Consider the following 12,668-nt stretch of genomic DNA (forward strand, 5'->3'; position numbering starts at 1 on the left):
GTCAAGGGCTTGCAAAGTTGTCTCTCAGTAGGTAATGGATTTCCCCTGCGCATTCTCTGCGTTCCTCGAATTTGTCAAGTGCGTGTTCGCTTGAAGGTCGGGAAATTTGTTTTTGTCCATAGCCTCAATCTTGAAGTGCGGCCTGGTTCTGCCTGCCTTTTCATGGGCCTGATGACATCCCCCCTGGTTTGATCCCCTCTTTCATTCCTTCAATACACTGAATTTTCATTCGACATTTTTCAAGGGATCTACATGTCTAGACCCAGGGTTTTGGGTAGTAGTCGCTTTCGGGGTGGGAAACTACAGTCTGACCATGAACATACACTTACTTTACCCTGAAAAGAAGGAGGCGTTATGCAAACATTTACCCTGGCCGCTATGAAAACCGAGCACCCCGATGTATTCCCTCAATTGATTCATCACATGCAACAATCACATTGTTCACGGTGCGGAGGAACGATGGTTGAGGAGACGTATATGGATATTTTCTCCGATTATGAGGACTTTCAGTTTCAGGCCAAGCACTGTATTCAATGTGGTGACGTCATCGACCCGTTTATATTGCTGAACCGCTTGCGAACACATTCAGGTGAGATTCCGGCCGTGAATGCGTTGTCTCAACCGCGTCATCGTGAAAATGGATTGGTCATGACCGGGTAAAGACATGATCATTCATTCTTGGTGGGTTCGACCCCAACACGGTCGCAAAAAAGGACAAATCTCATGAACGGGAAAAAATGCAGTTTGTACTGGATGTGTGGAATCCTATTAAGTTTCCTCATGGAGGGCAACGGCATCGCCGCGAATATGCCGAAGGAACCCGGTGGAACGAATCTCATCAATGAAGATGTGAATATTATTACGGGATTGTATATCAGAGAATACTCCTTACAGGGAGATGGAATCGTCGATTATAAAACGGCCCGGCAAATTATTTTTTATGAAAATAACAAATTTTGGAATACGGTCGTTGAAACGGTTGAATGGCCCTTGTTCTATTGGCTGGATGACGATCGAGATGGCGTCTTCGATCAATTTGTCGATCAGCGGGTAGAAGGAGATGAGAATTATATCATCCCGTATTTGCCGGTTTCGGAGAACTAGTCTATGCATCATTTTAGAAGGACGGCTTTTATCTTCAGCTTTCTGGCATGTGCGATCTTTGGCGGATGGCCCTTCCCTTGCGTACAACCGGTTTTGGCCGGGCAAATGTATTGGCAGAAACAATCCGTGACCTTTCTGGGAACCACTCTTGACCTGGATGGTGAACCCACAGGAATTGTGGCTGAACTGGACATCTCATTCCGGAAACAGGAAGGCCAGGAAGCGCTGAATGTGACATTTTCGAGCGGACCGGGAAAGTTTTCACCATATACTCAAGTGGCTATTCAATCCGGAATCGTTTCCGCTGCTCGTATGGCGGGGCTTGATCCAAAAGCCTGGAATATATTTCTCAAATTTCCGACTCCCGGTGTGACAATTTACGGAGATAGTTTGACCGCGATGGTGAGTGTCGTGGCTCTGGCAATGGCGAATGATAATCCAATCATCCTGAACCTCGTGATGACCGGCAAAGTGACCCAGGATGGTCATATCGGGGCGGTGGGGGGGATCCCACTCAAAATCCAGGCTGCCTTTAAGAAACATATTCCTAGAGTGATTATTCCTGAAGATCGGTTTCCTGAAGACAATGATTGGCAGACGCCCTTTCTGATGCAGATTTCTCCCGTCAATACGGTGTTGCAGGCCTATCAAATGTTAACGGGAGCGACCCTTTCAGGCGCCGGGATCGCACCAGGATTAATGGTGCAGCATTCCAACGAAAAATAGGAAAGAGGGCTAAGCGGGGTTTTTTTGATGCCAATATTTTCTGACGATGGTGACTAAGCTTTCAGCCGGACCTCCTTTGGTGACAAATGCCGCTGCTCCTGCCTCTTGGAACCATCGAGCCACGTCCGGCGTGTCATACACAGATAATCCGATCATCACCGTGTCGGGAAGGAATTGTTTGATTCTTTTGATGGCTTCCAGACCGTCCATCTTGGGCATATGAAGATCCATCACCACGACGTCGGGACGGAGTGACTCACAGAGGGCAAGGGCATGCTTTCCGTCTTCTGCCTCTCCCACCACTTCGAAATCCACTTGAGCGTTCAGAATGTGGCAAAACCCTTCACGGACCATCTTATGATCATCTGCGAGAAGAATCCGAATTTTTTCTGAAGGAAAACGGGGGAAATGGGCATTTTTGACGGCATGCACTGGAGTCTGTTTGGCATCGCGTATTTGGAGATCCTCACTACTGGGTTCTATTGGAATACGCAGCAGGACTTGAGTTCCTTTCTGCGGGGCTGAATGGAGAACCATTTCTCCGCCGAGGGCCTCCAAGCGCTCCCGGATACTAAAGAGTCCAAAATTGGTTGGGGATTGTTCATTTCGCTCTTCAGGATTTTCCCTAAACCCGCAGCCAGCATCCTTCACTTCGATCAGCAGATGGTTACCCTGAAGAGACAGATTGACCATCACCTCATTCACTCCGGAATGTTTAAGTACGTTATATAACAGTTCCCTGACGGATTGGAACACAAGCACGGCCTGATCCTCCGGCAGATTTGGCGTCTCGACTTCACTTTTTAACGTGACGGTTAATCCCTGTTTTCCCATTTCAGATCCCAACCAGACGAGAGCGGCATGGAGTCCGAATTCATAGAGACAGGTCGGACTGAGTTGGCTGACCAATGTCCGTGTATAGGTCAAGGATTGGTCCAAGAGGGTATCCGCTTCATGAATCACCTTTACAAGGGTTTCCTTATCGGAAATCGTTTGACCTTGACTTAATTTCAGTCGACAAACAACAAGGAGCTGAGCCAGATAATCATGAAGGTCGGTCGCCAACCGGCGTCGTTCCCGTTGTTCGGTTACCGTGAGATCGGAAGCCATGGCCCGTAGCCGTTCCTGGTTCCGAGTAAGTTCCTGAGTACGTTGGATCACCCGCTCTTCCAGGGTGCGATTCAATTCGGCCAATTTGTCACTGGTATCTTTTTGAGCGCTTTTGTCTCGAACTACCTTGGCAAACCCGATCAGCTTGTCGTTGGGGTCGCGTATGGCCGTCACCGCGCCGCTAGCCCAAAATCGGGAACCATCGGCGCGCACCAGCCAATTGTCATCGTCCCCTTTTTCTAACGCTTCCGCCCTCCGCAATTCGGTTTCCGGGCGACCAGTGCGTTGGTCTTCAGCGGTAAAGAGCATAGAAAAATGTTTATTCAATGCCGCGTCTTCGGGATAGCCCAGGAGCCGTTCAGCTCCGGAATTCCAATGCGTAATGTTCCCATCCAAGTCAAGCAGGATAAAAGCCAGGCCGGTGGCTCCATCAACAAATAACCGGTACTTTCTTTCGCTATCACGGCGAATCCGCTCATTCTTTTCCCGTTCCATGGCATAGTACAAAATTCTGGAAAGTAACACGGCATTCATGGAAGATTTCGGGAGATAATCCTGTGCCCCTAATTTGATGGCTTCAAGGGCAAGAGGTTCATCCTCATTGACGGTTAGCACCACAAGGGGAATGGTCGAGTTTGCCGACCGGATTTGTTTCAACGTTTCAAGGCCATTGGTTTCCGGCAGGTTTAAATCAAGAAGGATGATGTCAAACGGTGTGCTGTGAAGGATGGTCAGAGCCTCTTTGAGGGTCGATGCGCGGGTGATATGAAAGGGGGACATGCCCGAGGCATCCTTCAGCCGTTCGCGCACTAATTCTGCGTCGGAGGGATTGTCCTCCACTAACAGGATGGAATGAGTAGGGGATGGGAGATCGCTCATGACTCTGACACTTTTGGAGGGAGTTTTACCACAGAGAGCCAGAAATCTTCGAGTGATTGAATCATTTTGATGAATTGCAAAATATCAATGGGTTTAACCAAATAGGCATTGGCATGAAGATTGTAACTACGCAAGACATCTGCTTCGTCATCGGAAGTTGTCAATACCACCACGGGAATTGTGCGAGTGTGTGCATCGGATTTGATTTCCTTCAGCACCTCTCTCCCGTCCTTTTTGGGAAGGTTTAAATCCAACAGAATAAGATCCGGTCGGGGAGCCTGTTGAAACGGTGCTGTCTGCCGAATAAAGGCCATGGCGTTGACCCCGTCTTGAACCACATGAACAGTATTCTGGAGGCGAGCTTCCCGAAAAGCTTCCTGGGTAAGCCGGATATCCGCGGGATTATCCTCTATGAGTAAAATTTCAATAGGATTCTGCATGAACTTTCTCCGGATTTTTAGGTAGGGTAAAGAAAAACTTGGCTCCTTTTCCTGCTTCCGATTCGACCCAGATGCGGCCACCACGGCGCTCCACGATTTTCCTGCATATGGCCAGACCGATTCCGGTGCCCTGGTACTCTTCCCTCGTGTGGAGTCTTTTGAACGGAAGAAAGATCCGCTCGAAGTATTCCGATCCGACGCCGATCCCATTATCCTGTACCGAGAAAATCCACCCGTCGGACCTTTCTTCAGCAGATATATGAATCTCCGGCGGTTTCGGGCCGTGAAATTTTATGGCGTTGGTGATCAGATTCTGGAGTAGATGTTGAAAATGCGAACGATCGGTCTGAATAATCGGCAGAGGGTCATGTGTGATCGAAGCCTGTTTGTCCTCAATGGTCATGCGGAGATGTGTAAGGATTTCTTGGAGCACCTCCCCGGTGTTGACCGGCAGAGGGTTCTGTTCCTGGGCCTGAATCCTGGAATATTTCAGGAGGTCTTGAATGAGTGTTTGCATGCGACTCGCTCCATCGGTCACGAATCCAATAAATTCCTGACCCTGTTTGTCTAATTGCTCTTTATAGCGCTCCGCCAACAATTGCGTAAAGCCATGGATCGTGCGGAGGGGTTCTTGGAGATCATGTGAGGCAATATAGGCAAATTGTTCAAGATCTTCGTTTGATTGCTTGAGAGAGGCTGCATGACTGGCCAATGTGAGGTTTTGTATAGCCAGGAGATTTTCCAGCTCCTTTTGCTGGGAAATATTCCGGGCAATTTTCGAGGCGCCAATAGCGTTTCCCCATCGGTCGATAATGGGGGAAATAGTCAGCGATACCGGTATCTCCTGTCCGTCCTTCCGGCGGCGAATCGTTTCAAAATTTTGAATCTGCTTCCCACTCTGGAGTTTTTCCAAAATATCCTTTTCTTCGGCAATCCGGTCTGGTGGAAAAAGAAATGTCATATATTGCCCGATGCTCTCCTGTGGCGAATATCCGAACATCTGTTCGGCTCCGTTGTTCCAACTGGTGACTTGACCCGTGAGTGTTTGTCCGATAATAGCGTCAGGGGTGGATTCCACGATGGAGGCTAACCGAAGCCGGACCTCCATTCCCTGACGATATTGATAGGTTAGGAGGGCGGTTGCCCAAATCATAAAAAGCGATAAAAGACGATTGGTCACGGCATTGCCGGCAATGGTGCTCCCCGAATACACCACATTCACACCGGGGGAATAGATCACTCCAATAATGGCAAAGCCCGTGCAGACTCCAGCCACGATGAATGGAGCTTTTGCATAGGGTAAATAGGGAGTCAGCATAATAGCACTCACATATAACATGCCGATCGCGACTCCTGTCTTGGTGAATAGATCCAACACAAAAATTCCCCCAATGAGAGCGCTGATGGCTACCAGCAGGATGATATCCAATTTTTTTGCGTGAGAAGAGGCTTTGAGCCGTTCTTGAATCGTCATCATACCTTCACACTTTTCCTTTGAAGAACAGCTTGTGCCTTGCCGCTTCTGTATCCATACGAGGAAAGTGGACTCCCCTCATTACCCCAAATGATGAGAACGATGTGCTCTCCTTGGCCCCGGTGAAGCAGAACGCCGTTCGGGGCATGTCGTGGAAGAACAAATTCGGGGAAAGTATAGCTTCACCGAATAAGTCTTGTCTAAGAGTAAAGGCCCCAAGAAGTGAACCAACTGGGTCATCCAGGGTTGTTGCTCAAGCAACCCAGGGTTTTTCTCAGGTTTTGCCGTCCAAACGATTCTGTATAAGTAAAAAACAAGAATTACAAGTTAACGGACATCCTGGATCCTGAATCGTTTGTTGAATGGATTCAATCATAAGGAGAACCAAACCCATGCACACAAATCTTGAACAGGAAGTAGCCCATCCCAAGAAGTCAGAACAGACGAAAATGTCCCGTTGTTTATTTGGGGATTGGCCGCGGCGAGAGATGCTCAAGTTGGCTCTGCCTGCTACAGACTTGTCGCTTTCCCTGCCCTCCTGCAATGACCACATGAGCACTGATATTCAAGCCTGGTAGTCCAGGGAGGAGGAAACACATTTATGTCTACGATTGTCTTAGTCATTCTGATTCTTCTACTAGTGGGGGCCCTGCCGGTCTGGCCCTACAGTTCCTCCTGGGGCCCATACCCCAGTAGCGGGCTGGGATTGGTGCTGGTGATCGTGCTGATTCTGGCATTGACAGGAAGATTGTAAACCTCGCTCTGAAAAGTTTTTGTTCACATCAAAAAGAGGGAGGGTTGTATATGCTTTTAAGAAATACGACTTGGTGGGCCACAGTACTCGGATTATTGTTGTTGAGTTCAATGGGGGGAATGCTGTTGGCTTCTACAAACCCCACCGACTCACAGATGTCAGCGAACAACCCGGGTAAGACAATTACGACTTCGGGCTTACATATCGTGAATGAGGAGGGTAAAGTCCGTGCCACGCTGAGCCTGTGGGACGGTGACCATCCGGCACTCATCATGGGAGATGATCACTGTGACCGTCGTGCTTCTCTTGCCGTGTATGGAAAGGAGCGAACAGGATTCACTCTCTATGGAGAAGATTGTAAGCGTCGTGTCGCATTAGAAGTTCAGAATGATGACCTCCCTAATTTCGTCTTGCGGGATCACTTGGATACTCCACGGGTTCAAGTCGTGTTAAATAAGGACGGGAGTCCTCTGGTCCGGTTGTTTGATGCGAATGGAAAAGCCCTGTGGGAAAAGCCATAGCATTATATGAAACCCTCTTCTCAATATTCACTTTTCCCGTGAATGGGAATGTCATGAAGTAGGCCATACAAGAAGGAGGCTAATGTTCATCACTTCAATATTCATCACCACGATCCGGAGGACGAGAAGAGTGTTCATTATGGGATTGGTATTGATGGCCGGCAGCGGTTTGGGGATGGCATTAGCTGCGGATCAGGACGGTACCAAACACGTAAAGGCGGTGCCGAGCCCGAAAGAGTTGGTTCCGGACATTGGTCCCCCGGCCGTGGTTAATGACTGGCAGCGTCCTTACCCCCAGTATCAACCCGTCGGAAAAGGCGACATCGAAGAGGCTCCCGACGCTAAGCCAGGAACTCCCAATCCTCGGAGTATTCATACCTTAGGCGGGCGGACCCCTATTTCATTTGTTTTTGATCTGAGTCCAAAAGATCCACTTGAGAAGGTGATTGAGCGAGAAGGCCAGCAACGAACAACGATTAAAACACAACAGCAACAATTGCTCGAGGAGCGGTATGATTTGTCCCCTCGATTTGTTGAAGGGGTGACGATGACTCGAGGGAAGCCCATTCCTAAAGGGCCTACCGCCCGATTACCGAAGGACCTCACATTTGAACAGCTCGCCAAAATGCCTCCGGAAGAGATTAAGGCCAAGGATTTCTTCCCTTATCTGCCGTTGCCGCATCCGCTTCATTCAACCGGCGGCATGGTGTTTCCGTCCATGATGACAGGCATTCATCCTGAGCGTGAACGGTTTGACGTCCTTCATGATGTGCCGGATCATTTTTTGCCAGAATTTCCACCTCCTCTGTTTTTAACAAGCCGGCCGGATTTAGGAGATGTCTCGCAAGGTCAGGAAATCACCAATGAAAATTTTTACACGTTGTTCGATGGCATTCTCTCGCCGGTGCAATTTGACGGAGTTCGATTATTGGTTGAAAAAATCCCTCAACAGCAATTTAATGCGACTGACGACCGGAAAACGATTTCGCCCAGCCGGGGGGTTGCCTGTTTTGATTGCCATGTGAACGGGCATACCAATGGCGCCATTCATTTGAATCCGGATAACCGGCCTCAATTCTCACGGTTTCGCATCGAAACGCCTTCCTTACGGGGCGTCAATATTCAGAATGTCTTTGGATCCAAGCGAGCCCTGTCTTCTGTTGAGGATTTTTCTGAATTTGAAAACCGGTCTGCCTATTTCGATCATGATCTGGCGACAGCCGAAAAAAAGGGTCGTCGTGATATGACCCGAACCGAAGTCATGAAAATGGCCCAGTTCCAGAAGCTGGTCGATTTTCCTCCTGCGCCGAAATTAGATCTCTTCGGCCGATTGGATTCTCAGAAAGCCAGCGAAGAAGAATTGCGAGGTGAAACGCTCTTTTTTGGGAAAGCTAAATGTGTGACCTGCCATACCGCTCCGTATTTTACTGATAATCTGATGCATGACTTGCGGGTGGAACGGTTTTACCATGGCCGGGCAGAGGGATCTATCAAAACATTCCCCCTTCGGGGAATAAAAGATTCCCCTCCCTATCTGCATGACGGGCGCCTCTTGACCCTTGAAGATACGGTAGAGTTTTTTGCCTTAGTCACTGGAGTCCAGTTGACAAAGGAAGAAAAAGCGGACCTTTCCGCATACCTTCGAACCTTGTGAAATAAGGTTTCACGTGAATGGTTGACGAGCCCGGTGTCATGTTCTCAGAAGAGGAAAATGCTACATGAAAAATCCGGCCTGTGCAAACAAGATCTCTATCGTATCTTTCCGTTGCTTGGGCTTCATGTTTACTCTGGCATTTTCCCTAGCAGAGCCGGTCTTGGGAGAGAATTTTCAGAACATCAATTCTGATGGAATTCACACCGATGAACATTCCAACAATCCGTCCGGGGAAGTTTCCCCCCTCATAGGGGGAGGTGTCCGGACGCCCCCCGACATTGGAGCTTCAGGTACGGCATCTTCCACCCCTGCGATTCGAAGCGAATCACCCACAGACGAACCCCCCATTCTTCCGGATGTCTCCCCAGTTCCCATGCATCCCTCGATTCCGGAAAAGGCCCCGGTCAAAGAGAGTGAGCCGTTAGGACAACCGGACCAGTTTCAAAAGACGCCAGAAAAATAAGACACTTTTGAGTATTGTCTGTGTGTCGGGAGGAAGGCCCTTTCTTTTTGATAATTGTGAAACCGTTTTCCGTTTTCATATTCTCATAGGAAAAACAATAAGAGACAACTGATTCCCTATGTGCTGAGGATATTGAGAACGTTTCGTATAGAGGGGAAAGATTTTGATATTCCCAATCTAATCTAATGTGGGATCAATCCATAAACGGATGCGGACATTTTTCGCTCCGGCTTCGTAGGCGTTTTCCACCGCATCCACAATTTCCCCTCGATTTTCGACTCTTCCAGAGAGAGTGACGATCCCGTTTTGAGCCTCAACACGAATGGGAACCGAATTCACAAACGGGCTCCAATACAACTCCTCTTCGACCGCTTCTTTCAATTCCCGATCGGTCATTTTTCTCCATGGAGGGTCTTGATTATTGATGCGGAGTTGATTGTCGATATTTGTGGCTCCGGCGTCATAGGCGATTTTAACCAGATCCAGCAAGGCATCCTGATCCTCGACATATCCTGAGAGAACCGTTTCGCCATTTCCCACGTGAACCGTGATCTCACCATTCTCATATGGACTGACTTCCAAACGCTGTTGAATTCGATATTGTATCTCTTCGTCTGATAGCAAAGAGGTCTCGTCGGCGGATAGCGGATCATTTGCACCAGGAGAAATGGCTTCGTCAAATCCTACTGCAGGGACAGACAGGATCTGGCCATTGGTATGTTTCATCATGGCTGCGATGAGTAATAAACACATCCCACATATGAAAAAACGTTTGAATGGAGAATTCATAGGCACCTTTAGAACGTTTTGCCATCCTCAGAGATTGGCCAGGAAAGCTCCCAATCTAATTGAGAAATCCGGTCGAAACCCCGGGTATTCAAGCAAAGATCAGGAGAAGGGGAACTCCGGGGATAATGAGGGAGATACGCGTCCCTCTGCCGGAAAAAGATTCAAAGAAAATAGTTCCACGAAGCGGAATCATTCGTTCACCAATGCAGAATTCTCTGCCCGTTTGAATATCGAGTGGTCAGAAATTGTTCCGGGTGCCAGAGTGGTCACTGTACACTTCAAAATACCAGCTAGGTCTTTAATTATCTCCATCAGCCGGGTTTTCGGTGGTTTCGTGGGTGGCATGAATAAGCTGAACTGCTTTTTCGGGATCACTTTCCACCGCAAATGTTTCCGCGGCGGTAAGGAGCATCTCGGATTGTACCAATTGACTGTTTACACCCTGTTTTGTGTGAGACTTGAGGAGTTTGAGGATATGGGTGGCTTTTAATGCCTGATCAAGCTGATTATCGTCGAGCAACCGATGGATTTCCTGAAGAATTTCTGTATCGATTTCCGTAAAGGGGAGGTCTTTCTCCGTTTTGGCGGTAGGAGAGGTCTTTGGCGATTGGGAAATCCAGTGAATCGCCTCAGGAGAGAGAATGCAACGATCGTGGCGAATGGTTTCAAGTAGAAACCGCAATACCTTCCACGCATGAATTGCGAGATCTTCAACGGTTTTCATTCCGAGTGTAGATTGAAGAGCCATGACCTCTTTGCTCATTTCATCGGTTATGGTGAATTGGATATTCATGTAACACATCGCACCTAATTTGCTATAAGAGAATTTACTTGAATTTATTCGAGGAGGTCGACTGGGCAAAACCCTGGCCAGAGCGCTTTTCTTTTGATGCATCATGATGTTGACGGTTCAAGGGTTTTTGCCAGTTACGTCTTTTCTCATTCCGTCATATATTCGCTTTTTAGAACATGGTGCGGGAAAAAGTAGCTTGAACGATAGTTGGAGTAGAGTGGGGGACATATGCGCATGAAGCCCTGGAAAGATTACCCAGTCAAAGATTTTAATCTCAAGGGATTGAACGGTATTTCAGATAAGACGTTAGAGATGCATTTTAAACTCTATGAAGGCTACGTGAAAGCCACCAATTCCCTCACCAGGCAAATTGGAGAATTTTTGATTGATGGACAGGTAGATCAAGAGGAAATGCCGGCCTATTCTGAACTCACCCGGCGGCTGGGATTTGAATATAATGGCATGGTCCTCCATGAATTGTATTTTGAAAATATGACCTCCCGAGCGTCCCAATCACCCCAAGGTCAGGATTCCCTGCAAAAAGCGTTTGGAGGCAGTTTTGGGAGTTTTGAGATCTGGAAAACCGACTTCTCAAGCGTGGGGAAGATGCGGGGAGTCGGTTGGGCTGTATGCAATCTCAATCCGGAAAACGGCAGGCTCTCAAATCATTGGATCAGCCTTCATGAATTCGGCAATATTGCTGGGTTTCGTCCTGTATTAGTGATGGACGTGTGGGAACATGCGTATTTGTTGGATTTTCAGCCGTCGGAACGGGGCGAATACATTAACCATTTTCTTTCCCAAGTAAATTGGGACGTTGTTGCCAAACGCCTAGAGGGGCGATGATGAACAATGCCATATACCATGGCTGGTGCCTACCAAGTGTTGATGTTCGATGGACCTTTCCAATCCCCAAACCCGATCCTAACCCGGACCCATTCCCGAATCCTGAACCCCTTCCGAACCCTACTCCTGATCCACCGCGCCCACCCACTCCTCCTCCAATACGTCCCCCCATCCCAAAAATTCAAGGGTTTCCCTATCCTCATTAAGATCAATATTTTATTGAAGGTTTTGTCTGTCCTGATCCCCTAGTTGGGCTGGAGGTGTCAAGGCTCCATGGTAAACTTTAGAATTTGGCCAATGTGGAAACAATTGAAATGTTCATTGTAGACTTATTCGAGTGATTCTTTCATAATGCCTTTCCTAAATTTATTTTTATTCTAACAATTTATAGTTCACTCTTTTCTGCCATGAGCAAACCTCGGGTACTCCTAGCTGAGGATCACGTCCTAGTTAGTGAAGGGCTGACCAAACTGCTGGAAACGGATTTCACATTGGTGGGAACTGTTGTAGACGGTCATGCATTAGTTCAAGCCGTCAAGAAACATACACCGGACATTGCGATCATTGATATTTCATTGCCGCTATTGAATGGGTTGGAAGCTGCCAGACAAATAAAAAAATGTGAACCCCAAACCAAATTAATTTTTCTCACTATGCATTCCGAGGAGCATTTTGTCCATGAGGCCTTCAAGGCCGGTGGTGTGGGGTATATTTTAAAACAATCCGCGACGGCGGAATTAGTATTTGCTATTAAGGAAGTATATCAGGGACGCACCTACGTTTCTCCTTCAATTGCCCAGGGTCTCGTCAGTCAAGCATTGAACCCGTCTTCGAATTCGAAAAAAGCCTCTGAGACGGAAACTCCCGCATTGACTCAACGACAGGTGGAAATCCTTCAATTGGTTGCTGAAGGAAAATCCAATAAAGAAATTGCGGTCATTTTGAATCTGGCCGTCAAGACTGTGGAATTTCACAAAACGCGGGTCATGCAAGTATTGGGACTCAAAACGGCCTCTGAACTCACGAAATATGCCATTGCCAATGGTATTATTTCCCTATAATGGGCCGGGTTCTCCGATCTCACAACTATAATGTTTATTTTTTCAGAAGTTTCC

15 protein-coding genes are annotated in these 12,668 nt (G+C 47.9%); 10 read left to right on the top strand and 5 right to left on the bottom strand.

Annotation, left to right across the window (positions count from 1 at the left end):
- Positions 1–354 precede the first annotated feature (354 nt).
- The 3 genes from H6750_13985 to H6750_13995 all read left to right on the top strand — a co-directional run bounded on the left by H6750_13985 (position 355) and on the right by H6750_13995 (position 1,830).
- The gene (locus H6750_13985) at positions 355–660 is read left to right on the top strand and encodes a hypothetical protein (protein ID MCB9775417.1); all 306 of its coding nucleotides are present in this window, start codon (positions 355–357) and stop codon (positions 658–660) included.
- A 63-nt stretch (positions 661–723) separates the two neighbouring features.
- Positions 724–1,104 carry a hypothetical protein gene (locus tag H6750_13990; protein ID MCB9775418.1) on the top strand — a complete coding sequence of 127 codons (381 nt, stop codon included), beginning with the start codon at positions 724–726 and terminating at the stop codon, positions 1,102–1,104.
- Between the two features lie 3 nt (positions 1,105–1,107).
- Positions 1,108–1,830, top strand: a complete 723-nt coding sequence (locus tag H6750_13995; GenBank protein ID MCB9775419.1) for a hypothetical protein — start codon at positions 1,108–1,110, stop codon at positions 1,828–1,830.
- Positions 1,831–1,839: 9 nt separating this feature from the next.
- On the opposite strand, the gene H6750_14000 is transcribed toward H6750_13995, so the two are convergent.
- From H6750_14000 to H6750_14010, 3 genes are read right to left on the bottom strand one after another with little or no spacing between them, the layout of a single operon-like run.
- On the bottom strand, positions 1,840–3,819 hold the full coding sequence (locus tag H6750_14000; GenBank protein ID MCB9775420.1) for a response regulator: 1,980 nt from the start codon (positions 3,817–3,819) through the stop codon (positions 1,840–1,842).
- Complete coding sequence (locus H6750_14005; GenBank protein ID MCB9775421.1) at positions 3,816–4,259, bottom strand: response regulator; 444 nt, start codon at positions 4,257–4,259, stop codon at positions 3,816–3,818. Before H6750_14005 ends, H6750_14000 begins: the two co-directional genes overlap by 4 nt.
- A complete protein-coding gene (locus tag H6750_14010; protein MCB9775422.1) occupies positions 4,243–5,736 on the bottom strand; it encodes a PAS domain S-box protein in 1,494 nt (497 codons plus the stop codon). The genes H6750_14005 and H6750_14010 overlap by 17 nt, the downstream gene beginning before the upstream one ends.
- 389 nt (positions 5,737–6,125) lie before the next feature.
- Between H6750_14010 and H6750_14015 the strand changes: the two genes are divergently transcribed.
- From H6750_14015 to H6750_14035, 5 genes are all read left to right on the top strand, one after another.
- Positions 6,126–6,311, top strand: a complete 186-nt coding sequence (locus H6750_14015; protein MCB9775423.1) for a hypothetical protein — start codon at positions 6,126–6,128, stop codon at positions 6,309–6,311.
- A gap of 23 nt (positions 6,312–6,334) precedes the next feature.
- Positions 6,335–6,487, top strand: a complete 153-nt coding sequence (locus tag H6750_14020; GenBank protein MCB9775424.1) for a DUF3309 domain-containing protein — start codon at positions 6,335–6,337, stop codon at positions 6,485–6,487.
- A gap of 50 nt (positions 6,488–6,537) precedes the next feature.
- Entirely contained in the window at positions 6,538–7,008 is a 471-nt protein-coding gene (locus H6750_14025; protein MCB9775425.1) for a hypothetical protein, read from the top strand.
- A gap of 139 nt (positions 7,009–7,147) precedes the next feature.
- Complete coding sequence (locus H6750_14030; GenBank protein ID MCB9775426.1) at positions 7,148–8,662, top strand: cytochrome B6; 1,515 nt, start codon at positions 7,148–7,150, stop codon at positions 8,660–8,662.
- 64 nt (positions 8,663–8,726) lie between these two features.
- Positions 8,727–9,125: a hypothetical protein gene (locus H6750_14035; protein ID MCB9775427.1), complete on the top strand. Its 399-nt coding sequence runs from the start codon at positions 8,727–8,729 to the stop codon at positions 9,123–9,125.
- Positions 9,126–9,302: 177 nt separating this feature from the next.
- On the opposite strand, the gene H6750_14040 is transcribed toward H6750_14035, so the two are convergent.
- The gene (locus H6750_14040; GenBank protein ID MCB9775428.1) at positions 9,303–9,878 is read right to left on the bottom strand and encodes a BON domain-containing protein; all 576 of its coding nucleotides are present in this window, start codon (positions 9,876–9,878) and stop codon (positions 9,303–9,305) included.
- Between the two features lie 334 nt (positions 9,879–10,212).
- On the bottom strand, positions 10,213–10,707 hold the full coding sequence (locus tag H6750_14045) for a hypothetical protein (GenBank protein MCB9775429.1): 495 nt from the start codon (positions 10,705–10,707) through the stop codon (positions 10,213–10,215).
- 234 nt (positions 10,708–10,941) lie between these two features.
- On the opposite strand from H6750_14045, the gene H6750_14050 reads away from it, so the two are divergent.
- The gene (locus H6750_14050; GenBank protein MCB9775430.1) at positions 10,942–11,553 is read left to right on the top strand and encodes a superoxide dismutase; all 612 of its coding nucleotides are present in this window, start codon (positions 10,942–10,944) and stop codon (positions 11,551–11,553) included.
- Positions 11,554–11,960: 407 nt separating this feature from the next.
- Positions 11,961–12,614, top strand: a complete 654-nt coding sequence (locus tag H6750_14055) for a response regulator transcription factor (GenBank protein ID MCB9775431.1) — start codon at positions 11,961–11,963, stop codon at positions 12,612–12,614.
- The last annotated feature ends 54 nt before the right edge of the window (positions 12,615–12,668 follow it).

This window comes from Nitrospiraceae bacterium, from assembly GCA_020632595.1.
GTDB lineage: Bacteria > Nitrospirota > Nitrospiria > Nitrospirales > UBA8639 > Nitrospira_E.